Source organism: Nocardiopsis alba DSM 43377, assembly GCF_000341225.1.
Lineage (GTDB): Bacteria > Actinomycetota > Actinomycetes > Streptosporangiales > Streptosporangiaceae > Nocardiopsis > Nocardiopsis alba.
Genome location: NZ_ANAC01000011.1, coordinates 393270 through 417128, shown reverse-complemented (window position 1 = coordinate 417128; position 23859 = coordinate 393270). Strand labels below are relative to the sequence as shown.

The window sequence follows — 23859 nt, the reverse complement described above, 5'->3', positions numbered from 1 at the left end:
CCCCCACCGAGCCGCCGTACTCCGACTCTCCACTCTTCGTGCTTAGAACGAGTGTGGCGTCGCACCCCCCGAACCACAAGGGATTCCCGCGTTACGGCCACGTACGGCCACACGTGTGTCGAGGGCTCCCCCGAGGTGTTCCGCCGATCCGGTCATCCCCGGGCGAGGGTGTCCAGAACGAAGCGGGCCCGCTCGACTACGGGGACCCTGGGCAGGAGGACGACCTCGTAGCCGCAGGAGGGGTAGGCCTCGCGCATCGCCTCGAAGGTGCGTTCGGCCTCCTCCGGGGACTGGTGCCGTTCTCCGTCTCCGGAGAAGATCTCCGGCCAGGGCGGGGCAAGGAGGACGCGACGGTGGTAGCGGAACAGTCGGGCGGCCTCCCGTACGTGCTCGGGGACGGGACGCCCTTGCAGGAGGTGGTAGCCGATCAGATCGGGCACGCCCCGATCACAGAAGACCGGCCCGTCGAGGAGGGAGGCCTCGCGGTGCGAACGGATCTCCCAGGAGAGCATCAGTTCCGCGAAGAGGGCGTCGTCCCGCCAGGCCAGACCCGGGCCGTCGATGTCCCGCTGGTCGCGGATGATCGCCCGCCCGGCCTCCACCGTACGCGCGTACCCGAGCCCGGCCAGGTGATCGATGAGCGTCGTCTTGCCCGAACCCGGGCCTCCGGTGACGACGACGAGATGGTCCATGAGGGGTCCTTACGTTCTCTGGGGGTGGCGCCCGGACGGGCCGGGACACGGAGGAGGGCCGAGCCGATCGCCCCGGTCCTCCGGGACGGCCGACTCGGCCCTCGATCGATCTCGGTGGGACGTACCCCCTGGAATCCTCTCAGAGGGCGCCGGGGTCGTCGGGGCGCTTCTTCGGCGCGCGGTGACGCCCCGCCCTCGGGTCGACCGTCTCGTTCTCCTCGGTGTTCTCACGCGGGGCGTTCCGGTCGCCTTCGTAGCCGGCGCGGTAACCGTCGGCGTACCCCTCGTCGAAGGGGCTCACCTCCCGCTCCTCCTCGGAGGTCCCCTCCGTCTCGGCGGTCGTCCGATCGTCGGCGTCCGCGGTCATCGCGCCGCCCTCGTCCTCGGCGAGGGTGTCGGCCGACCCCTTCAGACGGAAGCCGGCCACGGCCATGACCACACCGAAGACGATCGCGTAGACCGCGACCACGAGGACGACGGCCTGGGCGCCGGCCAACGGCCAGAACCACAGCATCAGACCGAAGATCACCGACAGGGCTCCGACGAAGATCAGCATCCATTCGGAGTCGATGCGGGAGCGCAACCGTACGGCCGTGACCATCTCGGCGATACCGGTGACGATCGCCCAGGCACCGATCAGGAAGACCAGGGCGAGGATCGCGACGACCGGCCAGAAGAGCGCCCCCAGACCGAGCAGGACGCCGATCACCGACTGGACGATCAGAGGCGTCCTCGTGCCCGGCTCCGCCCGGTAGGCGAAGACTCCCAGGGCGATGCCGTCCACGAGCGCGTAGACACCGAAGACGATGGCCAGGGCCAGCAGGGTCATCCCGGGCCAGATCAGGGCCAGAAGGCCGAAGATCACGGCCGCGCCACCGCGTACGACCAAGACCCACCAGTGCCGGCTCAGCTCACCGAGCATGTCACCGGCCAACGCGTTCCGGACCATGAGCAGATCCCCCCTCGTGCGGCCCCGCATCTGTACGGGGTTGCTCTTTGCCACTTCCCTCAACGTCGCACACTGATGACAGAAAGTACGCAAAGGACAAGGAAAGGGAGGTTCTACACCCGTCTCACGTGACCCACGCGACCCCCGGACACACGATCGCCCGCCCACGTCGTCGACGTGGGCGGGCGGTCACGCGTGTGCCCGCGAGGGGCGTTCGGGCGCGGCTAGCCCTGACCGGGGTAACGGCGCTCGCCGGAGCCGATGTAGTGCTGGCGCGGGCGCGCGATCCGGAAGGCCGGGTCGTGGAGCTGCTCGCGGTAGTGGGCGACCCAGCCGGGCAGACGGCCGATGGCGAACAACACGGTGAACATGTTGGTCGGGAAGCCCATGGTGCGGTAGATGACGCCGGTGTAGAAGTCGACGTTCGGGTAGAGCTTGCGCTCGGTGAAGTACGAGTCCTCGAGGGCGGCGGCCTCGAGCTTGAGGGCCAGCTCGAAGAGCTCGTCCGGGTTCTCGTCCCGGTCCAGGATCTGGCTGGCCAGAACCTTGATCTCCTTGCTGCGCGGGTCGAAGTTCTTGTAGACCCGGTGACCGAAGCCCATGAGGCGGACCTCGCGGGCCTTGACGCGCTCGAGGAAGTCGTCGATGGAGATACCGGAGTCGCGGATCTCCTCCAGCATCTCCAGGACGGCCTGGTTGGCGCCACCGTGGGAGGGGCCGGAGAGGGCGTTGATACCGGAGGCGACGCTGGCGAAGATGTCCGCCTGCGAGGAGCCGACGACGCGCACGGTGGCGGTCGAACAGTTCAGCTCGTGGTCGGCGTGCAGGATGAGCAGCATGTCGACGGCCTTGCTGAACAGGTCGCCCAGCTCGCCGCTCGCGGCGTTGTCGCCGAAGGTCATCCGGATGAAGTTGTCGACGTAGCCGAGCGAGTCGTCCGGACCGATCGGGGCCTCGCCGATCGAGTTGCGGTAGATACGGGCCGCGATCGTCGGCAGCTTGGCCATCAGCCGGATCGTGGCGAGTTCCACCTGGGCGTCGTCCGAAGGGTCGACGCTGTCGTCGTAGTAGGCGGCGAGGGTGTTGACGGCACTGGCCATCAGCGACATCGGGTGACCGTTGCGCGGCATCGCGTCGATGAACGCGCTCATCTCGGCCGGGATGTCGGCGTTGTCACGCAGCTTGTCGGAGAATTCCTTGAGCTGGGCGGGCTCGGGGAGCTCGCCGTAGATCACGAGGTAGGCCACCTCGAGGAAGTTGCTGTTGACGGCGAGGTCCTCGATCGAATACCCGCGGTAACGCAGGATCCCGGCCGCCCCATCGATGTAGGTGATCTTCGAGCTGCACGAGGCGGTGTTGCCGAACCCCGGGTCCAGGGTCGTCATACCGGTCGACCCCAGCAGGGTCTTCAGCTCGATGGTGCTCTCACCCTCGGTACCGGTGAAAACCGGCAGCTTCAGCACGCCGCCCTCGTAGTGGAGCTCCACCGTGCGCTCTTTGTCATCGCTCATGCCCGAGGTCAACCTTTCCAGGCGGGGGATACGTGAGGTGCATCGAACGCGGGGCGATCCGCCGCCACGTTCTTGATTCACTCGTTATTGTTCTGTTTTGTTAAACGACAGTTAAGCAAAATCATATAAGTTTCACCGATTCACGAACAGGTGACATGCAACACATACCCAGACGTGAGGATAATTACCACAGGGTGAAGATTTACAAACTTTGCCGACCATCGATAACACCGCGATCGCCCTGAGACACGACGGACGGTGACGGGGTTCTCCCGCCCACCTCCCGCCGGCCTCCTGGACCGGTCCCCTGGGCCGCTCGAGCCCCACCCGCACCCCCCGGCGGGAACGTCCTTCACAGATCCGGACATACCCTGATGGGGCCTGGTGCGACCAGGTGTTCGAACACGCCCTAGTGGCCTGGAATCAGGGTACCTTCGCCCTGATCAAGAGGGTCGACGCGGGGTGCCCCGGACTCGGTGATCTTGGCCTCTGATCCGCACCCCTGGAGCCCCCGAGGCCACAGGAAGCACCTTTTCCTACCCATCCCGTGGAGCGGATATGTGTGCCGAGAACGAGATTTCACACTCGTTCGGAGAAGAGGGCACATCGACCCCGTCGGTGTGCCGTCGGGAACACCGACCTTGGTCCCGAACCGGCTCGGCAATTGCCCTGGAAGAAGGCACCGGGAGATACAACCGGTGACGCCCGCGAACGCGTGGTGAACAACGGGAACGACCTTTGCCGAAAAAGGCGGGCGGGTCGCCGAAGGCCGACTACGACTCGTCGACACCGCCGGCGAGCAACGCCTCCATCCACAACGACGGATGGTCGCGCTCGATCACCTTGAGACGCCACTTGTTGTGCACCAGCACCAACAACTCGTCGTCGGAACGACGACGCAGCACCTCGGCGCCGGACAGCCCGTGCAGCACCGGAGCGGACTCGGCGTCGGTGCGACGCGCCACCGAGTAGTCCAGCGGCGAGACGTCGATCGGGCTGCGGAACTCCTGCTCCATCCGGTGCTTGACCACATCGAACTGGAGGGGGCCCACCGCGGCCAGGACCGGGGCCTGCTCACCGCGCACGTCCGAGGTCAGCACCTGGACGACGCCCTCGGCGTCCAGCTGGGCGATCCCCCGCTGGAACTGCTTGTACTTGCCCGCGTCCTTGGCCCGGGCCACCACGAAGTGCTCCGGGGCGAAGCTCGGGATCGGCGGGTAGATCACCTTGGGGCCGTCGTAGAGGGTGTCCCCCACCGACAGCGCCTGGGCGTTGACCAGGGCGATGACGTCGCCCGGGAAGGCCGTGTCGATCGTGGAACGGTCCGCGCCGAAGACCGCCTGGGTGTACTTGGTCGCGAACGGACGCCCCGTCACCGCGTGGGTGAGCACCATCCCGCGTTCGAAGCGCCCCGAGCTGACCCGGACGAAGGCCATCCGGTCGCGGTGGTTCTTGTCCATGTTGGCCTGCATCTTGAACACCTGGCCGGAGAACGGGGTCTCCACCGCCCGGGGCGCGTCCTTCTCGTCGACCTTGGCCGAGGGCGCCGGGGCCAGTCCCACGATCGCCTCCAGCAGCTGACCGACGCCGAAGTTGGACAGCGCCGCGCCGAACAGCACCGGGGAGGACTCCCCAGCCATGAAGGACTCGGGGTCGAAGTCGGCGCCCAGCGCCTCCAACAGCTCGATCTCCTCCTGAGCCTGGGTCCAGGCGTCCAGCTCGACCTCGGCGGCGCGGTCGGGGTCCAGGACCTCCTCGATGGCCTTGCGCGCGCCACCGGGGGTCCGGGTCATCTTGGTGTAGGTGCCCGAGCGACGGTCGACCAGCCCCCGGAAGTCGCCGGCGATGCCCACCGGCCAGTTGAGCGGGGTGGGACGCAGACCGATGCGCTGCTCGATCTCGTCCAGGAGCTCCAGCGGCTCCCGGCCCGGACGGTCCCACTTGTTGACGAACGTGATGACCGGCATCTTCCGGGCCCGGCACACGTCGAACAGCTTCAGGGTCTGCGGCTCCAGGCCCTTGGCCGAGTCCAGCAGCATGATCGCGCAGTCGACGGCGGAGAGCACCCGGTAGGTGTCCTCAGAGAAGTCGGCGTGACCGGGGGTGTCCAACAGGTTGAGGACGCGGTCGTCGTAGTCGATGCGCAACGCGGCCGAGGTGATGGAGATCCCTCGGTCCTGCTCCATCTCCATCCAGTCGGAGGTGACCCCGCGACGGTCGCCCTTGCCGTGCACGGCGCCGGCGGAGGAGATGGCCGCCGAGTGCAGCGCCAGGGCCTCGGTGAGCGTCGACTTACCGGCGTCCGGGTGGGAGATGACGGCGAACGTCCTCCGTCGGGCGGCCTCGTGGGCGACCTCGGTCTCCTGCTTGGTCGCGCCCGTCGTGTCCACGCTCATCCCCGCCGTTCGCCTCGCTTCGTCTCGTCTCCCGTTTTCCGGCCCCGTCCAGACTACGCTCGCGCGGGCGCGCGAACGACCGGAACCGATGGGAGAACGCACACGTGGAGGTCGCGCCGGGAAGCCGCCGGAGGGCTCACCCTCGTTCGTCGACCGCCGAGGCCACCCTCCGCAGGAGTTCCGCGCGTTCCACGCCGCTCGGATAGACCGCCACCAGGACCCGGTCCTCGCGTCCCTCGCCCCCTCGCGGCCCCTCGAACAGCGGCCCGGCCATGGCGCGGACCCGTCCCATGGCCCGGTCGAAGCGTTCCCAGATCCCCTCCGCCTCCGGGTCGCGCAGCCAACCGCGCAGCACGTGGTTGTGCGCGGCGATCAGGGCCGCGGCGACCACCTCCGCCTCCAAGGAGGGGCGCCCGCCTCCGGCGTGCTCGGCCAGATGGTGGCTGAAGGCCGCCTGGTAGCGCGCGGTCATCGCCACCTCCCGGTCGCGCAACCGATCGTGGGCGCGCACCAGCCGGTAGCGGGGCACCGTGATCTCGGGGTCGCGCACGTATCCCTGGAAGACCAACCGCGCGGCGGAGACCACCGTGTCCAGAGGAGGTTCCGGAGAGGCCTCCATGTAGCGCACGACCGTCTCGAACAACTCGTCGTGCTCGGCGAAGAGGACGTCCTCCTTGGAGCCGAAACGTCGGAAGAGGCTCCTGCGGCTGACCCCCGTGGTCTCGGCGATGCCCGCCATCGTGGTGGCCTCGTAGCCCTCCTCGGTGAACAGCCGCACCGCGGCCAGGACCACCTCGCGGGTCTCGGCGCGCTGCTGTCCGCCGCGCGCGGCGCGTTCGCCGTTCGAACCCATGACCGTCTCCTCCCCACCGGAGTGCCGGCGCGCCTCGTTCACGACCGCCGCCCCGGGCGGTGTACTTCACCACCCCCACCCTCTATTCTGGCACTGAATGCCATACAGCGGCACTTAGTGCCAGACACCGGGGAAGAACATGAGCGACTTCGACCTGTTCAAGACCAGCGAGGAGCACGAGGAGCTGCGCGCGGCGGTGCGCTCCGTGGCCGAGGACAAGATCGCGCCGCACGCCGCCGAGGTGGACGAGAAATCGGCCTTCCCTCAGGACGCCCTCGACGCCCTGACCGCGACGGACTTCCACGCCGCGCACATCTCCGAGGACTACGAGGGTGTGGGCGCCGACGCCCTCGCGACCTGCATCATCATCGAGGAGGTCGCTCGCGTGTGCGCCTCCTCCTCCCTCATCCCCGCGGTGAACAAGCTCGGCACGATGCCGCTGATCCTGGGCGCCTCCGAGGACGTCAAGCGGCGTTACCTGACCCCCGTGGCCCGCGGCGAGGCGATGTTCTCCTACGGCCTGTCCGAGCGCGAGGCCGGTTCCGACACCGCCTCCATGCGCACCCAGGCCACCCCGAAGGGCGACGACTGGGTGCTCAACGGCCAGAAGTCGTGGATCACCAACGCCGGTGTCAGCGAGTACTACACGGTGCTCGCCGTCACCGACCCCGAGGGCCGCCGCGGCCGCAACGTCTCGGCGTTCGTCCTGCACGCCGACGACGCGGGCTTCACCCTGGGCGAGCCCGAGCGCAAGCTGGGCATCAAGGGCTCCCCCACCCGTGAGCTGTTCTTCGACGACGTGCTCGTCCCGGGCGACCGCATCGTCGGCGCCCCCGGCGAGGGGCTGAAGATCGCCCTGCGCACCCTGGACCACACCCGCGTCACCATCGGCGCCCAGGCCGTCGGTATCGCCCAGGGCGCCTTGGACCACGCCGTGGCCTACGTCAAGGAGCGCAAGCAGTTCGGCAAGGCCATCGCCGAGTTCCAGGGCGTCCAGTTCATGCTGGCCGACATGGCGATGAAGCTGGAGACCGCCCGCCAGATGGTCTACGTGGCCGCCGCCAAGTCCGAGCGCAACGACGACGACCTGGCCTTCTACGGCGCGGCCGCCAAGTGCTACGCCTCCGACGTCGCCATGGAGATCACCACCGACGCCGTGCAGCTCCTGGGCGGCGCCGGCTACGTGAAGGACTTCCCTCTGGAGCGCATGATGCGCGACGCCAAGATCACCCAGATCTATGAGGGCACCAACCAGATCCAGCGCATGGTGATGGCCCGCCAGCTCCTCAAGTAGGCCGCGTTCCCCGGCCCAGGCCGTGTCCGTCGACACGGCCGGGGCCGGGGTCGTTCAGAGCACGGACTCCCGGATGAACTTGGCCATCGGCACCGGATCCCGTCCCAGGGCCCGGCGCACGTCGTCGGTGACCCGGGCCGCCTTTCCGTCGGCGATGGCCCGGAAGCGCTCGTTGAGCGTGTCCACGTACCGGTCGGACCAGCCCATGTTCGTGGCCCGGAAGTAGAACCCGGCCTCGTCCACCTTCTTGTACCGCCACACGGGGCTCTCGGTCCCCTTGGTCATCCGCACCACGTCGCGGAAGGAGACCGGGTTCGGGCCGGTGAGCGTGTACTCGTGCTCGTGGTGCCTCTTGTCGGTGAGGGCCGCGACGACGGTGTCGGTCACGTCCTTGGCGTCCACGAAGCTGACCTCGGCGCGCTTGGACAGCGGCAACTCCAGACGCCCTCGGCGCGAACGGGCGATCCGGGCGAAGAGCCCCTCGGTGAAGTCCTGGTCCAGCCAGTTGGGCCGCACCACGGTCCACTGATCGAACAGTTCCCGGATCCTGCGTTCCAGGACACGCTGTTCGGAGTCGGGCGGACCGCTCTCGGCGCCCATGGCGGTGACCAGTACCGCGGTTCCGACCCCTTTCTCGACGGCCCGTTCCATGAAGGCCCCGGCCCTCTCTGCCAGCCCACTGGCCATGGGGACCGTCACGAACAGGCTCTCCACCCCCTCCAAGGCGTGGTTCCAGCTGCCGGTGTCGGTCCAGTCGAGCCGTACCTCACCGTCCCTGGAGGCCCCCGCGGCGGGCAGGCCGCGTCTGCGCAGTTCGGTCAGGACACGTCGACCCACCTGTCCGGTGGCGCCGGTGACCAATGTGCTCATCGGGTGATCCCCCAGGTTCACGCACGGCTGCTCCGCCTGTCGACGCTACCTAGTGCCACGCGTGAAACGGGCGTGAAACGACACGACCGGAGGAATCAGGTGAGTCCTCTGCGGCGTGGGGAGAGCGATTCCATCGCCACGACGAGCACGATCCCGCAGACGGCGAGCCCGAGACCGGCCAGGAGCGCGTTCTCTTCGAGCCGGGGGATCGCGGACACGACGTGACGATCGAAGGCGTTGAGCACGACGCCCATGATCGGCTGGGCCCAGATCCGGTCGATGGCCCCGCTGACGCCCATGAGGAAGAGGAGGACCCCCAGGCCCTGGAGTACCTTGCGCATGACAGGAGCCTAGGAAGACGCCCCCCTCCGCCGGATCGGTCGACGGTGTCCCCCTCCCTCGCCGAGGTCGTTTCCTTCGGCACGGGGACACGACCAAAGTAGGATCCCGCGCGGCCTTCGGTATCGAGTCGCCGCGCCCTTCTCCCCCTCGACGCGTACGCTGCCTAGACTCCGAGGCGATGAACGACACGACCTCCTCCCGGCAGCGGTACCGACGCGGAGCGCGGGACTGGGTCGTGGACTCCCTGATGTTCCTGACCGCGCTGGGTTTTGGGTTCCTGGGGGCGATGACCCTGCCCGGCGAACCCGCCCCGCCGTCCCCACCGGACCCTTTCCGGGTCGCCGAGCAGCTCACCGCCCTGGCCGCTTGCACCGCCCTGTGGTGGCGACGCCGGTGGCCGGTACAGATCGCGGTGGCCCTGGTCGCTGTCTCCGCCTTCTTCCCGCTCGCCGGTGGAGCGATGCTGGTCGCCCTGTTCTCTCTGTGCGTCCACCGCCCGCCCAAGGTGGGGCTGGCGGTGTTGGCGCTGAGCTTCCTCTCGTCCTACATCGGCGCCCTGGTCCATCCCGACCCGTACGACACACCGTTGGTGACGGCGTTCCTGTTGAGCGCGGTCTTCCAGGGCGCGGCGGCCGGTTGGGGGCTTTCGGTACAGCACCGTCGTCAACTGTTCGACTCCCTACGGGAGCGGGCCGTGCACGCCGAGGCCGAGGCACGGTTGCGGGCCGAACGGGCACAGCATCGTGTCCGGGAGTCGATCGCCCGCGAGATCCACGACGTGCTGGGGCATCGCCTGTCGTTGCTCAGCGTGCACGCGGGCGCTCTGGAGTACCGGCCGGACGCTCCCCCGGAGGAGATCGCCCGCTCCGCCGGGGTGATCCGGGAGAGCGCGCACCAGGCCCTCCAGGACCTGCGCGAGGTGATCGGGGTACTGCGCGCGCCGGTGGGCGAGCTCCCCCAGCCCACCATGGCGGACCTGGACCAGCTGGTGTCCGAGGCCGGGAACACGGGGGCGGGCGTGGAGTTCGTGGAGGAGTACTCCGGCGAGGTCCCCGAGCGGACCGGGCGCACGGCCTATCGGATCGTCCAGGAGGGACTGACGAACGCGCGCAAACACGCGCCCGGATCCGATACCCGGGTACGGATCTCCGGCGGCGCGGGAGAGGGCCTGACCGTGGAGGTGGTCAACGGCGCCCCCGCACCGCCCACGGGGAGCGGTCCGGCCCGTTCCGAGAGGACGGGGGCCGGGCAGGGGCTGGTCGGTCTCGCCGAACGGGTCTCGTTGGCCTCGGGAAGATTGGAGCACGGGCGGACGGACGATGGTGGATGGCGCCTCTCCGCCTGGCTACCGTGGTCGGCATGAGCGAATCGGACGACGAGCGGCGGATCGGCGTGGTGATCGTCGACGACGACGCCCTGGTCCGGGTGGGCCTGGTGATGATGATGGGCGGCGCGCCCGACATCCGGGTGCTGGCCGAGGCCGAGGACGGAGGCCGGGTCGTCGACCTGGTCGAGCGCCACTCCCCCGACGTGGTGTTGATGGACATCCGTATGCCCTCGGTGGACGGGCTGACCGCCACCGAGTCGTTGCGGGCCCTCCCGGACCCGCCGGAGGTCCTGGTGCTCACCACCTTCGACGCCGACGAGCACGTGCTGCGCGCCCTGCGCGCCGGCGCCGCCGGGTTCCTGCTCAAGGACACACCGCCGAAGGAGATCGTGGAGTCGGTCCGTCGGGTGGCCCGGGGGTTCCCGGTGCTCTCCCCCTCCGTGACGCGGAGGCTGATGGACCGAGTGGCCGACGCCGATCACAGCGAGCGCGCGGGGCGGGCCCGGAGCCGGTTGGCGGTGCTCAACGCGCGGGAGACCGATGTGGCCGTGGCGGTGGGGCAGGGGCGGTCGAACGCCGACATCGCCTCTCGGCTGTTCCTGAGCGTGCCCACGGTGAAGACGCACGTGTCGAACATCCTCACCAAGTTGGGGCTGAACAACCGTGTGCAGATCGCGCTGCTCGTGCACGACGCCGAGTTGCTCGACGACGAACAGGACTGAACCCGACACTCCGGACAAGACTGCACCTTCTCCTCATCCGCCCCTCAGGTCACATACTGGTGGTGTTCATCACATCACCACCAGCGTGAGAGGTGCGCCATGAGAGGTCCCGCTCCCGACGAGGACGTCTACGCGGAACGACTGATGCGGCGAGGAGCGCCCAAGGGGGACTTCCCCGAACGGGGCACCGAGGCCCGCGTCGCCTACCAACTGGTGCACGACGAGCTCATGCTCGACGGGATCTCCCGAATGAACCTCGCCACCTTCTGCACCACCTGGGTGGAGCCCGAGGTCCGCATGCTGATGGACGAGTCGATCGACAAGAACATGATCGACAAGGACGAGTACCCGCAGACGGCCGAGCTGGAACGCCGCTGCGTGCGCATGCTCGCCGACCTGTGGCACGTGCCGGAGCCCTCCGACCCCGTGGGCATCTCCACGACCGGCTCCAGCGAGGCCGCCATGCTCGCGGGCCTGGCCGCCAAGTTCTCCTGGCGGGCCCGGCGCGAGGCCGAGGGGCGCCCCACCGACCGTCCCAACCTGGTCTGCGGCCCCGTCCAGGTGTGCTGGGAGAAGTTCGCCCTCTACTTCGACGTGGAACTGCGGCGGATCCCCCTGAGCGGCGACACCTACGTCATGACGCCCGACGACGTCGACCGGTACTGCGACGAGAACACCATCATGGTGGTCTGCAACTTCGCCCAGACCTTCACCGGCCTGTTCGAGGACGTGAGCGGTGTCGCGGCGGCCCTGGATCGTTTCGAGGAGCGCACCGGGCACGATATCCCCCTGCACGTGGACGGGGCGAGCGGCGCCTTCACCGCCCCGTTCGTCTCCCCCGACCTGGTCTGGGACTTCCGGCTGCCCCGGGTCCGTTCGATCAACGCCTCCGGGCACAAGACCGGTCTGGCACCGTTGGGGTCGGGTTGGGCGATGTGGCGGAGGAAGGCCGACCTGCCAGAGGAGCTGGTCTTCCAGGTCGACTACCTGGGCGGGAACCAGGCCACCTTCAACCTGAACTTCTCCCGCCCCGGCGGTCAGGTCGTCACCCAGTACTACGACTTCGTACGACTCGGTCGCGAGGGCTACCGGATGATCCACTCCGCCACGCACGAGACCGCCCGCCACCTGGCCGAGGGGGTTCGGGCGATGGGGCCGTTCGACCTCGTCCACGACGGACACCCGGACCGGGGGATCGGCGCCGTGTCCTGGAGGCTGGTCGGCGACGAGCCCTTCACCCCGTACGACCTCGCCGACCGACTCCGGACCCGGGGTTGGCTGGTCCCCGCCTACCCGTTGCCCGCCGACCGGGACTCCGAGGCCGTCCAACGGGTACTGGTCCGCCACGGTTTCAGCCGCGACATGTCCGACCTGCTGTTGGAGGACATCGAGAGCGCGATCGAGCACCTGCGCACCCACCCGCCCTCGGTCCCGCTCGGCAGGGACGAGGCCGGCGGGTTCAACCACGGCGCCCGTTCCGTCATCGATCGCGCCGACGTCCCGAGCCCTCGGCCCGCCCGGGAGTCACGACGGTGAACCGCGTCGGAGAGGGGCCGACATGAGCGAGTACTACGACGGGGTCCTCGACGAGGTGATGGAGCGGGTCCGGCCCTACGTCGGAGCGGGGACGGTCGCCGACTACATCCCCCAGCTGGCGAAGGTCGACCCGGAGCAGTTCGGGTTCACCATGGCCACCGTCGGCGGCGATCTGCACTCGATCGGCTCCGCCACCACCCGGTTCTCCATGCAGAGCATCACCAAGGTGTTCACCCTCGCCCTGGTGATGGGGCGCTCCGACCACAACGTGTGGGCCCGGGTGCACCGCGAACCGTCCGGGAACGCGTTCAACTCGCTCTACCAGTTGGAGTTCGAGAACGGGATCGCCCGCAACCCGTTCATCAACCCGGGCGCCATCGTCGTCACCGACCAACTGTTGAACGACACCGGTGACGCGTTCACGGCCCTGCGGGACCTGCTCCGTGAGGAGACCGGCTCACCCGACCTGGACACCGACCACAGGACCGCCGCGTCGGAGCTGGCCACCGGGGACCGCAACCGCGCCCTGGCCTACCTGATGTCCGGCTTCGACAACATGCTCGAGCCGGTACCGGAGGTGCTCGACCACTACGTGCGCCAATGCGCGATCACCATCAGTTGCGAGGAGCTGGCCCTGGCCGGACTCCTCCTCGCCCGTCACGGACGACGGGCCGACGGCACCTCGCTGCTCGACCAGGGGCAGGCCCGCCGCATCATGGCGCTGATGCTGACCTGCGGCACCTACGACGCGGCGGGCGAGTTCGCCTACCGGATCGGCCTGCCCTGCAAGAGCGGGGTGGGCGGCGGGATCCTCGCCATCGTCCCCGGCCGCTACTCGCTGGCGGCCTGGGGGCCGGGGCTGGGCGAGAAGGGCAACTCGGTCTCCGCCGCCCTGGCGTTGGAGGCCTTCACCGACATCACCGGTTTCTCGGTGTTCTGAGCACCGGTGACGTCGGATCCGATCAGTCCGCGGGGACGAAGGACTCCGAGATCCGGTCGAGCAGGGCGTGGTTGACCGACTGCGACTCGGGACTCACCAGGAACAGCGCGTAACCGATGTCCTCGGTGTGGAAGCCGCGGTTGATCGCGTGCATCTCGCCGTTACGACCGCTGAAGGTGAACTCCCAGTCGGCCGCGCTGACGTAGTCCCCGGCCCATTCGGCGTCCACGTCCTCGATCCCGATGAGCGAGTAGCCGGAGAAGTTCTGCCGGCCGATCGGCTCGAAGTCGCGCCAGTCGTCGCCGGCGTCGTCGTTGGGGTTCGACGTCTGATCGACGAGGAGGTAACCGCCGTCCGGGTTGCGGAAGTAGACCATGTGCTGCTGACGGTCGATCTCCCAGCCCTCGGGAACGTCCACGGAGAAACCGCTGGAGTCCTCGTGGCGGACGAGGAAGTCCCAGGGGTCCTCCTCTTCCTCCTCGGGCTCCTCTTCGGGTTCCTCCTCGTCCCGGGCGGACTCGTCGTCGGCCGGTTCCTCGGACGCCCCCGCGTCGGCTCGGTCGACGGGGTCGGGTTCCTCCTCGGCCCCGACCGCCGAGGCGACGTCCCCGGGGCTGCTCGCGCTGAGGTAGACGGTCGTGGCCACCCCGCCGAGCAGGAGGAGGAACACGAGCGTCAGGGCGGCGACGACGAGGGGGCGGGGCCGCCGTCCGCCCGTCTTCCGGGAGGCCTTGGGCGGCGGGGGCGGGATCGCGGGTCCGGCCCCGACCGCCTGGTCCACCGGGCCCTCGGGGGTTCCGGCGGCGTGCTCCGTCCCGCTCACGACCCCGGCCGGTTCCGGTTCGGGCTCCACGATGGCGGGCGCGGCGGCGACGGTGGTGGCGGTGACCGAGGGCGCGGCGCCCGCGGAGTCCCGGATCCCGCGCAGGAGGGAGCGGACCTCGCCGATGGAGGGCCGGTCCTCGGGACGCTTCTCGCACAGGGCCTCCAGGACGGGACGGAGCTCTCCCGCGTTGGGGCTCTCCGGCAGGTCCTGGGTGACGATGGCGGTCAGAGTGGCCATGGGCGTGGGTCGTTCGAAGGGCAGGGTGCCCTCGACCGCCTGGTAGAGGGTGATGCCCAACGCCCACATGTCCGAGGCGGGCGTGGCCGAACGACCGTGGGCGATCTCCGGCGCCAGGTAGCTCGGCGAACCGATGAGCAGGCCGGTGCTGGTCAGATGGGTGGCCCCGTCCAGATGGGCGATGCCGAAGTCGGTGAGGACCGCACGGTCGTTCCCCGCGATGAGCACGTTGCCCGGCTTGATGTCGCGGTGCACGATGCCGCGGTTGTGCGCCTCGGCCAGACCGGCGGCCATCTGTTCACCGATGTCGGCGGCCCGCTTCACGGTGAGGGCGCCGTCCGAACGGATGAGGTCGCCGAGGGAGGGCCCTTGGACGAGTTCCATCACGATCCACGGGCGTCCGTCCTCCTCTGCCACGTCGAACACCGTGATGATGGACGGGTGGCTGAGCTGGGCGGCGCTGCGCGCCTCGCGGATCATCCGGGTCCGCAGGACCTCGACCTCGTGCGCGGGGAGGCCGGGCGGTGTGGTCAGCTCCTTGACCGCGACCGGGCGGTCCAGAAGGGTGTCCGTGCCGCGCCAGACGCGGCCCATACCGCCCTCGCCGATGATCTCGTCCAGACGATAGCGGTCGACCAGGACACGTCCGGGGTCTGCTTCCGAACTGTTCATATGTGCGCAATCCTCGGGAGGGCCCGTTCACGTCGAAGGCGGGTACGTGACACGGGGCGGGGCAGGGGTACAGGGGACGGCTCGGGGGATCATGTCGAGTGTAGAAGCCGCTTCCCCTCCTCGGTGCTCTCTTCCAGGTGTGTGTGATGTTCCCGGGCGGGGTTCGAGGTACTCCGTACCGCCTCTGAGATGCGAGGACCCCGCCGAAAGCCACCACGATGACCTCGGCGGGGTCGATATGTCGGGCGTGTCCCGCGCCGACGTCAGGGTCTCGGGCGGACCGGCAGGGTCTCCAGGCCGTCGATGATGAAGGAGGTCATGGGAGCGGGCGCCCCGGTGGAGGGCGCCACCCGGAGCCCGGGGAAACGCTCGAACAGCCTGGGCAGCGCCTCACGGGCCTCCAACCGCGCCAGACCGGCCCCGAGGCAGAAGTGGCGCCCTCGGGAGAAGGACAGGTGCGAGGTGTCCTCACGGGTGACGTCGAACTCACCGGCGGTCGGCCCGTACCGTTCGGGATCCTTCCCGGCGGAGGTGTAGCCGAGCAGCAGCGGCTCCCCCTTGGGCAGGTGGATCCCGGCCAGCTCCATGTCCTCGGCGGTGTAGCGCATCGGAAGGTACGCGGCGGGGCCGGCGAAACGCAGCGTCTCCTCGATCGCCCGGTCCCAGGAGATCCCTCCTTCCCTGACCAGGGCGAGCTGGTCACGGTGGGAGTCGAGCATCGACACCGCGTTGACGATGAGGTTCATCGTGGTCTCGTGGCCGGCGCTGATGAACAGCACCAGGTTCCAGATGAGCTCGTTCTCGGTGAGCGCGTCGTCCTCGTCCCGGGCTGTGATGAGGGCGGTGGTCAGATCGTCTCCGGGGACGGCCCGTTTGGTCTCCACCAGGACGGTGAGCAGTTCCCACAGCTCACCGAAGATCGCGAAGGCCTCCTCGGGGGCGACGCCCTGGTCGAAGAAGGCGTTGACCAGACGATGCATCCGGGGACGGTCCTCCTCGGAGAGGCCGAACAGGTCGCCGATCACGGTGAGCGGCAACGGTTCGGCGAACGATCTCTTGAGGTCGACGACACCGTCCTCGCTCGCGGCGGCCTCCCGCTCCACGTCGTCCAGGAGCCTCTCCACGATGTCGACCACCGCCGGGCGCAACCGTTCGACCCGGCGCGGGGTGAACGCCTTGGAGACCAGCCTGCGCAGGCGGGTGTGGTCCTCGCCGTCCTTGGCCAACATGTTGTCGTTGACGATCCAGGAGATCAGCGGCCAGTCAGGCGGGATCTCACCGGCCGCGAAGGCCCTCCAGTGCCTCTTGTCCTTCTGGACCCTCGGGTCGGCCAGGGCCTCGACGACCGCGTCGTGCGTGGTCACGACCCATGCGTCCACCTCGCCAGGAAGGCGGACAGGTACGACAGGGGCGATCTTCCTGAGGTGCTCGGATTGGGAGCGGATGTTTCCGGGCGCGAGTGCGACTCGTTCCACGGTTCTCCTTCCTCGGGGGGTCTGGGCTCGGGTGGTCTGGGGGCGAAGTGGACGGGGAACCCGACCGGGATCCAGGACAGAGAGGAGAGGTGCCACCGGAGTTCCTCGCCGGGGAGCGCCGGGCTCAAACCCGGCAGCCGGTCGAAGAGGACGCGGAGGGCGATGACGGTCATCGCGGTGGCCTCGTCGCTTCCGGGGCAGCGGTGGTGCCCCACTCCCCAGGCCACGTGGGCGCGGTTCCTGGACGTGGCCATCCGTTCGGCGTTCTCCTCCACGAAGAACCGGTTGGAGGCGGCGAAGCCGAGCAGGATCGGCGAACCGGCCTCGATGACCCGACCGTCGTCCAGGGTCACGTCGGCCCGCGGGTAGATCACCGGGTAGTTGGTGATCGGCGGGTCCTCCCACAGCACGCGGTCCACGATGTCGGTCAGGGCGGTCGGCGAGGGGGCCCGGTCCCCGGGCAGGTCGGGGTCGGCCAGGGCGGCCCTGATCCCGGAGCCGATGAGGTTGGCGGTGGGTTCGTTGGCCGCGGCCACCACCAGGAGGAGCTGCATGATGACCTCCTCGTCGGAGAGTCCCGCCGGGTGCCGGATGAGCCGTGTGGTGACGTCGTCGCCGGGTTCGCGGTGTTTGGCCGCGACGACCTCGGCCAACGCCTTCTCCGCCTCGGTATTGGACCTCTCGGGGTCGATACCGAGCCAGAGGTTGCGCATGGCCTCGACGAAGCGCCGCCCCTGGTCGTGGTCGAACCCGAACAGGTCGTTGATGACCATGAGCGGGAGCATCCGCGCGTACTCGTTGAGGACGTCCGCCGTGCCGCGTTCGCAAAAACCGTCGATGAGCTCCCCGGCGCGGAGTTCGGTGGCCCGCTTCAGTCGATCGACGCCGACCTCCTTGAGGCCGTCGGTGATCGCCCTGCGATAGCGGCGGTGTTCGACACCGTCCACGAAGAGCGCGTTGGCCCGGGGCGCCATCATCGGCAGGAGTCCCGAATCGGGGGCGATACGCCCTTCGGCGAGGTCACGCCAGAGTCGAGGGTCGCGGCTGAACCTCGTGTCGTCCCTGGACCAGGAGATGAGGGTGGCGTAGTCGGTGACCAGCCAACCGTGCACCCCGGGCTCCAGTTCCACCGGGACGATGGGGCCGTGTTCGGCCCTCATCTCGGCGTACACGGCGTAAGGGTCCGGATGGGGCTCGCTCCGGTACAGCCGGGCTCGGGGGCATGTGGATCTCACGGGGACCTCGTTCGGACACTCATCGGAGAATGACCACGCCGTCACTCTCCGGAACGACACGGAACACACGAAAGCCGCTGAGGTTCGTGCGAACCCCCCTACGGGCGGGGGTCAAGCGCAAACCCTAGCGGCTCCACGTGCGGGTGACGAGAGTGCGAAACCCTGTCACACCGGGCTTTTCAGCCCTTATCGTGCGCGATTTCGTTCCCTTATGCCCCGGTCTCCTCGGTCAGTGGACGGAAGCGGCGCAGGCGCTGGCTATTGGTCACCACGAAGACACTGGACAGTGCCATCGCGGCGCCCGCGAGCATCGGGTTGAGCAGCCCCGCGGCGGCCAACGGAAGGGCGGCGGTGTTGTAGGCGAAGGCCCAGAACAGGTTGCCCTTGATGGTTCCGAGGGTGCGGCGGGACAGACGGACCGCGTCGGCCGCGGCCCTCAGGTCGCCCCGGACCAGCGTCAGGTCGCTGGCCTCGATCGCCACGTCCGTGCCCGTGCCCATGGACAGTCCCAGGTCGGCCTGGGCCAGGGCGGCGGCGTCGTTGACCCCGTCACCGACCATCGCGACCGTACGCCCCTCGGACTGGAGCCGCTCGACCACCGCGACCTTGTCCTCCGGCATGACCTCCGCGATGACCTCCTCGATCCCGACCTCCTCGGCGACGGTGCGCGCCACGGCGGCGTTGTCACCGGTGAGCAGGATCGGCTTCAATCCCAGGTCACGGAACTGACGGATCGCCTCGGCGCTGGTGGGCTTGACCGTGTCGGCCACGACCAGCACGCCTCGCGCCCGGCCGTCCCAGCCCACCGCGACCGCGGTGCGCCCCTCGGACTCGGCCCGGGAGAAGGCCCGCTTCAGTTCCTCGGGAAGCTCCTGGGACCACTCCTCCAGCAGCGCGACCCGGCCCACCAGGACGGCGTGACCGTCCACGACGCCCTGGACGCCCCGCCCCTCGATGTTGGCGAAGTCCTCGGGGGTGGGCAGGTCGCCGACGCGCACGGTGGCGCCGGTGGCGATGGCACGGGCGATCGGGTGCTCGGAGGCCTTCTCCAACGCGCCCGCCAGACGCAGGACCTCGCCCTCGTCCTCGCCCTCGGCGGCGGTGACCGAGGTCAGCGCCATCTTGCCGGTGGTCACGGTGCCGGTCTTGTCCAGCACGACGGTGTCGACGCGCCGGGTGCTCTCCAGCACCTCGGGGCCCTTGATCAGGATGCCGAGCTGGGCGCCGCGGCCGGTCCCCACCATGAGGGCCATCGGCGTGGCCAGGCCCAGGGCGCAGGGGCAGGCGATGATGAGCACCGCGACCGCGGCGGTGAAGGCGGCCCCGGCGGGGTCACCGGTACCGAGCCAGAAGCCCAGGGCTCCGACGGCGATCATGATGGCGATCGGGACGAAGACCCCGGAGACCCGGTCGGCGAGCCGCTGCACGGCGGCCTTGCCGTTCTGCGCGTCCTCGACCAGACGCGCCATCTGGGCGAGCTGGGTGTCGGAGCCGACCCGGGAGGCCCGGACGACGAGACGGCCGCCGGAGTTGACGGTGGCGCCCACGACGGCGGATCCGGGCTCGACCTCCACCGGCACGGACTCGCCGGTGAGCATGCTCATGTCGACGGCGGAGCTCCCCTCCTCCACCTGTCCGTCGGTGGCGATCTTCTCGCCGGGACGGACCACGAAGCGGTCGCCGACCTGGAGCCGGTCGACCGGCACGAGTTCCTCACGCGCCGAGGGACCCTCGCCCCGCAGCACGGTGACCTCCTTGGCGCCCAACTCCAGAAGGGCGCGCAGGGCGGCTCCGGCGCGACGCTTGGAACGCGCCTCGAAGAACTTGCCGAGCAGGATGAAGGAGGTGACGCCCGCCGCGACCTCCAGGTAGACGTTGGCCGAGCCGTCGGTGCGGGCGATCGTGAACTCGAACGGGTGCGTCATCCCCGGGACCCCCGCGTTGCCCAGGAAGAGGGCGTACAGGGACCACAGGAAGGCCGCGGTGACACCCAGGGAGACGAGGGTGTCCATGGTGGCGGTGCCCAGCTTGAGGTTCTTCCATGCCGCGATGTGGAAGGGCAGCGCGCCCCACACCACCACGGGCGCGGCCAGGGCCAGGGAGGCCCACTGCCAATAGGTGAACTGGAGCGCCGGGATCATCGCCATGAGGATGACCGGGGCGGACAGCAGCATGGAGACCAGAGCGCGGTTCCACAGGGCCCGCGTGGGGTCGGCCGGGTCGGCGTCGGCCTCGGCGGAGCCCTCGCTCCGCTCCGGGGTCGGCACCGTGGCCGTGTAGCCGGCCTTCTCGACCTGGGCGACCAGGTCTTCGACCGAGGCCGGTTCTCCCTCGAAGGTGATCTTCGCCTTCTCGGTGGCGAAGTTGACGCTGGCGGTGACGCCCTCCATCTTGTTGAGACGTTTCTCCACCCTGTTGGCGCAGGCGGCGCAGGTCATCCCACCGATCGCCAGTTCCACCGGCCCCGCCCCGGCGGGAGCCGTCTTGATGTCGCTCATCTGCCCCTCCAGGCATCGTCAGTGTTCGGTGAGGTCCTCTGGGCCCTGGTCCTGTCCGCCCGGCGGGGTCCCCTCCACGCTCTCGGCGTGGGTGTCTCCCCCGTCCGGCAGGACGGGGCCGGCCAACGTGCCGGCCCCGAACGCCGCGGCGAACACGACCACGAGACCCACGACGTAGAGTGCGAGTTTCGCGGTCACGCCCATGTCAGCCCGCCACCTCGTAGCCGGCCTCGTCGATGGCGGCGCGCACGGCGGCGTCGTCGATCGGACCCGCGGCGGTGACGGTGACCTTCTTGCTCTCCAGGTCGACCTTGACGTCGGTGACGCCGGAGACACCGGTGACCTCCTCGGTGACCGAGTTGACGCAGTGCCCGCAGCTCATGCCCTCGACGGTGTAGACGGCGGTGTCGGCCATGGATTCCTCCCGGTGTGCTCGCCCGCTCTTTCGCGGGCCCGTTCCAACACGGCCCAATATACCCCTAGGGGGTATGTGTATGTCAAATGTCGACGACGCCTCGTCGACGCCCGATCCCCAGATTACCCCCAGGGGGTAACAAGAGAGGGCAAAACCCCAGGTGGAACAGGAGAAGCCCCCGAGAGAACGGATGACCCGTCATCCGACCCTCGGAGGCCCTGGACACTCCCCGGCGCCCTCATGGCGCCACATACCCTACCCCCGTATCACCGGGGCGCACCTCAACCCGGCTTCAACTCCAGACGGGCCACCACCCGTTCGCTCAAGTGGTGCTGGGCCAGGGTGAACCCGACACGACGGAACATCTCCACCGTCCCGGTGTAGACCTCGGCGCTCGGGGCGCGCCCACCCGCCGTATCGACGGGATAGGCCTCCAGGACCCGGGCGCCGTTGGCCCGCGCGTACTCGATGGCACCCTCCAAGAGACGGCTTCCCTGACCACGCCGGCGCCGCTTGGGCGGCAACCAAAAGCAGACGAGGGACCATACGCCCGGCTCCTCGGGGTCCGCCGGGCGCAGGGTCCGAGACCGGGACAGACGGATGAAGTCCTCCCGAGGGGCCACGGACACCCAGCCGCAGGGCCCGTCCTCGTCATAGGCGATCAGGCCGGGCACCCGACCGTCCAGGGTGAGCCTGCGCAGCTCCTCCTTGTTGTCCACGCCGCGCCGGGAACGGTCGCAGGACACGCTGGCCGTGTGGTCCTTGGCCCTCCTCCGGAAGAACGTGCACCAACAGTGCCCGTATGCTCCGGTCGGCCCGAACAGGTTCTCCAGGTCGTTCCACCGCTCGGCGGTGGCCGGCTCGATTGAGACGATGGACATCGGACTCCCTTGCGAGGCACAACTTTAACCGCCACAACTGTGATCCAGCACACTAGCGGTGATCCGTGGTGACCGAAAGAACACGGATGCCCGAGAACGCCCACTGTTAGGGGTTTGTGCGTATTTTCGGGTGAATCAAGTGCCCCTGAATCACCGAAGGGGCGCGCCCGGAACCCGGACGCGCCCTCTCGACGACGATCGGTCAGGAATCCCGACCCGCGGGCTCACGGCCCTCGGTCGCCGGCTCCTCCCGAGGCTCCCAGCACTCCACACCGCGGATGTCGGGCATCCGGTCACGGGTGAACACCGGGTCCTTGCCCTGCTGACGCTGCACGGTGTAGTCCTTCAGCAGACGGCAGGCGATCACCGTCAGCGGGGCGATCGCGATCAGGTTGACCAGCGCCATCAGGCCCATCGTGGTGTCGGCGAGCGTCCAGACCAGGTCGATCGAGCCCAGGGAGCCCAGGAAGGTGGCGACGAGGAAGACCACCTTGTACCCGAAGAGGACGTTGCCGTTGCCGCTCAGGTACTCCACGTTGGACTCGCCGTAGTAGTAGTTGCCGAGCACCGAGGTGAACGCCACCAGGAAGATGATGAGCGTCATCAGGTGCAGCGCCCACGGACCCAGCATCGACATCAGGGCCATCTGGGTCATGTCGCCCTCGAAGGTCCCGTCCAGGTTGCCCTGGTAGCCGAGCAGGATGATGAAGGCCGTCACCGAACAGACCACCATGGTGTCCAGGTAGACGCCGAGGGTCTGCACCAGCCCCTGCTTGACGGGGTGGGTCACCGAGGCGCTGGCCGCCGCGTTCGGCGCCGAGCCCAGACCGGCCTCGTTGCTGAACATGCCTCGACGCACACCCTGGATGATGACCACGCCCAGGGCCGCGGCGGCGAACTCGCCCAGTCCGAAGGCGTTCGCGACGATCGACGTGATCATGCCGGGCACCAGCTGCCAGTGCATGACCATGATGATCAGACCGATCACGACGTAGAGGGCCGCGAAGAAGGGCACGAGCGCCTGGGCGGTGTGGGCGATACGGCGGACGCCGCCGAAGATCACCAGTCCGGTGAGCAGCACGAGCAGGGCGCCGATGACCACCGAGAAGATCGTGCCGGTCCCGGCACCGAGCTCACCGACGGAGTTGGCGACCGTGTTGGTGATGGTGTTGCTCTGTACCGCGTTGAAGACGAGCGGGAAGGTCATGATGAGGATGACCGCGAAGACCACGGCGAGCCAACGGCTGCCCAGTCCCCGTTCGATGTAGTAGGCGGGCCCGCCCCGGTATCCGGCCGGGTGCCGCACCTTGTAGAGCTGCGCGAGCGTCGACTCCACGAAGCTGGCGGCGCACACCACCAGCGCCATCACCCACATCCAGAAGACGGCGCCGGGGCCGCCCAGGGAGATGGCGACGGAGACGCCGATGATGTTCCCCGTGCCCAGACGCGCCGCGGCGGAGATGAAGAAGGCCTGCAACGAGGAGACGGCCTTCTTGCCGTCGGGAGCGATCTCCGGCTTGTTGCCCAGCACCCGGAACATCTCGGGGAAGAGCCGGAACTGCACGAAGCCGGTCCGGAAGGTGATGTAGAGGCTCACTCCGACCAGGAGCGGGATGAGGATCCACGCCCAGAGGACGTCGTCGTTGAACGTACCGATCATCTCGGTGAGACGAGCGTCGATCGTCGGTGCTGCGTCGGCGAGTATCACGAGGTGGGGGCTCCTTACAGGAAAAAGGGAACCGCCACCCCATGCCCACACGAAAGGACAGAACACCGACGAAGGCACTAAAGCGGCCCGATGTTCACACTTTCGTTACCGCTTCGGAGGCATAACGGCCTGTCGAACGGGCCGTTCACCCCTCGTGGACGAGATCCGCGTACTCCGGGTTGCGCTCGATGAAGGACTGGGCGAAGGGGCAGATCGGAACGATCCTCAGCTTCCGCTCACGGATCATGTCCAGGGACTCGCGCATCAACGTGCCGGCCACTCCGCGCCCCTCGAAGGCGGGTTCCACCTCCACGTGCGGAAGCGCCAGGACCCCCTCGGCGATCAGGTGGTAGGCGGAGAAGCCGATCACTCGGCCGTCCGTGCTCACCTCGAACCGCGACCGTTCCGGTGCGTCGACGACGGTCAGTTCCATGCCTGTGCCCCAACTCCGTGCGTCCGACACGCACGGAGTGTGCGCGT

At 68.8% G+C, this 23859-nt stretch carries 21 protein-coding genes; 5 read left to right on the top strand and 16 right to left on the bottom strand.

What is annotated here, in order from left to right; translation table 11 throughout:
- Positions 1 to 152 precede the first annotated feature (152 nt).
- From D451_RS0111710 to D451_RS0111690, 5 genes are all read right to left on the bottom strand, one after another.
- Positions 153 to 692: an AAA family ATPase gene (locus tag D451_RS0111710; RefSeq protein ID WP_017534542.1), complete on the bottom strand. Its 540-nt coding sequence runs from the start codon at positions 690 to 692 to the stop codon at positions 153 to 155.
- A 139-nt stretch (positions 693 to 831) separates the two neighbouring features.
- A complete protein-coding gene (locus tag D451_RS0111705; RefSeq protein WP_014913048.1) occupies positions 832 to 1641 on the bottom strand; it encodes an HdeD family acid-resistance protein in 810 nt (269 codons plus the stop codon).
- A gap of 224 nt (positions 1642 to 1865) precedes the next feature.
- Entirely contained in the window at positions 1866 to 3152 is a 1287-nt protein-coding gene (locus tag D451_RS0111700; RefSeq protein ID WP_026124999.1) for a citrate synthase, read from the bottom strand.
- Between the two features lie 773 nt (positions 3153 to 3925).
- Entirely contained in the window at positions 3926 to 5548 is a 1623-nt protein-coding gene (locus D451_RS0111695) for a peptide chain release factor 3 (RefSeq protein WP_017534539.1), read from the bottom strand.
- Positions 5549 to 5684: 136 nt separating this feature from the next.
- The gene (locus tag D451_RS0111690) at positions 5685 to 6401 is read right to left on the bottom strand and encodes a TetR/AcrR family transcriptional regulator (protein WP_026124998.1); all 717 of its coding nucleotides are present in this window, start codon (positions 6399 to 6401) and stop codon (positions 5685 to 5687) included.
- Positions 6402 to 6540: 139 nt separating this feature from the next.
- Between D451_RS0111690 and D451_RS0111685 the strand changes: the two genes are divergently transcribed.
- Entirely contained in the window at positions 6541 to 7695 is a 1155-nt protein-coding gene (locus D451_RS0111685; protein ID WP_017534537.1) for an acyl-CoA dehydrogenase family protein, read from the top strand.
- Positions 7696 to 7749: 54 nt separating this feature from the next.
- Here the strand turns inward: D451_RS0111685 and D451_RS0111680 are convergent, their stop codons facing one another.
- Positions 7750 to 8565, bottom strand: a complete 816-nt coding sequence (locus D451_RS0111680) for an NAD(P)H-binding protein (protein WP_026124997.1) — start codon at positions 8563 to 8565, stop codon at positions 7750 to 7752.
- 95 nt (positions 8566 to 8660) lie between these two features.
- The gene (locus D451_RS0111675; protein ID WP_017534536.1) at positions 8661 to 8906 is read right to left on the bottom strand and encodes a hypothetical protein; all 246 of its coding nucleotides are present in this window, start codon (positions 8904 to 8906) and stop codon (positions 8661 to 8663) included.
- A gap of 179 nt (positions 8907 to 9085) precedes the next feature.
- On the opposite strand from D451_RS0111675, the gene D451_RS0111670 reads away from it, so the two are divergent.
- From D451_RS0111670 to D451_RS0111655, 4 genes are all read left to right on the top strand, one after another.
- Entirely contained in the window at positions 9086 to 10270 is a 1185-nt protein-coding gene (locus tag D451_RS0111670) for a sensor histidine kinase (protein ID WP_017534535.1), read from the top strand.
- Positions 10267 to 10956, top strand: a complete 690-nt coding sequence (locus tag D451_RS0111665) for a response regulator transcription factor (protein ID WP_187294556.1) — start codon at positions 10267 to 10269, stop codon at positions 10954 to 10956. The genes D451_RS0111670 and D451_RS0111665 overlap by 4 nt, the downstream gene beginning before the upstream one ends.
- Before the next feature lie 99 nt (positions 10957 to 11055).
- Positions 11056 to 12492 carry a glutamate decarboxylase gene (locus D451_RS0111660; protein ID WP_017534533.1) on the top strand — a complete coding sequence of 479 codons (1437 nt, stop codon included), beginning with the start codon at positions 11056 to 11058 and terminating at the stop codon, positions 12490 to 12492.
- A 22-nt stretch (positions 12493 to 12514) separates the two neighbouring features.
- The gene (locus D451_RS0111655) at positions 12515 to 13432 is read left to right on the top strand and encodes a glutaminase (RefSeq protein WP_017534532.1); all 918 of its coding nucleotides are present in this window, start codon (positions 12515 to 12517) and stop codon (positions 13430 to 13432) included.
- A 22-nt stretch (positions 13433 to 13454) separates the two neighbouring features.
- Here the strand turns inward: D451_RS0111655 and D451_RS0111650 are convergent, their stop codons facing one another.
- The 9 genes from D451_RS0111650 to D451_RS0111610 all read right to left on the bottom strand — a co-directional run bounded on the left by D451_RS0111650 (position 13455) and on the right by D451_RS0111610 (position 23812).
- On the bottom strand, positions 13455 to 15167 hold the full coding sequence (locus D451_RS0111650; RefSeq protein WP_017534531.1) for a serine/threonine-protein kinase: 1713 nt from the start codon (positions 15165 to 15167) through the stop codon (positions 13455 to 13457).
- 263 nt (positions 15168 to 15430) lie between these two features.
- Positions 15431 to 16531 (bottom strand): cytochrome P450 family protein, encoded by a 1101-nt coding sequence (locus tag D451_RS0111645; RefSeq protein WP_017534530.1) that lies wholly within the window; start codon positions 16529 to 16531, stop codon positions 15431 to 15433.
- The gene (locus D451_RS0111640; RefSeq protein WP_017534529.1) at positions 16528 to 17814 is read right to left on the bottom strand and encodes a cytochrome P450 family protein; all 1287 of its coding nucleotides are present in this window, start codon (positions 17812 to 17814) and stop codon (positions 16528 to 16530) included. The genes D451_RS0111645 and D451_RS0111640 overlap by 4 nt, the downstream gene beginning before the upstream one ends.
- Positions 17815 to 18086: 272 nt before the next feature.
- Complete coding sequence (locus D451_RS0111635; protein ID WP_017534528.1) at positions 18087 to 20375, bottom strand: heavy metal translocating P-type ATPase; 2289 nt, start codon at positions 20373 to 20375, stop codon at positions 18087 to 18089.
- An 18-nt stretch (positions 20376 to 20393) separates the two neighbouring features.
- Positions 20394 to 20579, bottom strand: a complete 186-nt coding sequence (locus tag D451_RS0111630; RefSeq protein ID WP_017534527.1) for a hypothetical protein — start codon at positions 20577 to 20579, stop codon at positions 20394 to 20396.
- 1 nt (position 20580) lies between these two features.
- Complete coding sequence (locus tag D451_RS0111625) at positions 20581 to 20790, bottom strand: heavy-metal-associated domain-containing protein (protein WP_017534526.1); 210 nt, start codon at positions 20788 to 20790, stop codon at positions 20581 to 20583.
- A gap of 281 nt (positions 20791 to 21071) precedes the next feature.
- On the bottom strand, positions 21072 to 21671 hold the full coding sequence (locus D451_RS0111620) for a GNAT family N-acetyltransferase (protein ID WP_014911005.1): 600 nt from the start codon (positions 21669 to 21671) through the stop codon (positions 21072 to 21074).
- A 202-nt stretch (positions 21672 to 21873) separates the two neighbouring features.
- On the bottom strand, positions 21874 to 23379 hold the full coding sequence (locus D451_RS0111615; protein ID WP_017534525.1) for an alanine/glycine:cation symporter family protein: 1506 nt from the start codon (positions 23377 to 23379) through the stop codon (positions 21874 to 21876).
- 145 nt (positions 23380 to 23524) lie between these two features.
- Entirely contained in the window at positions 23525 to 23812 is a 288-nt protein-coding gene (locus tag D451_RS0111610) for a GNAT family N-acetyltransferase (RefSeq protein ID WP_014911052.1), read from the bottom strand.
- Between the last annotated feature and the right edge of the window lie 47 nt (positions 23813 to 23859).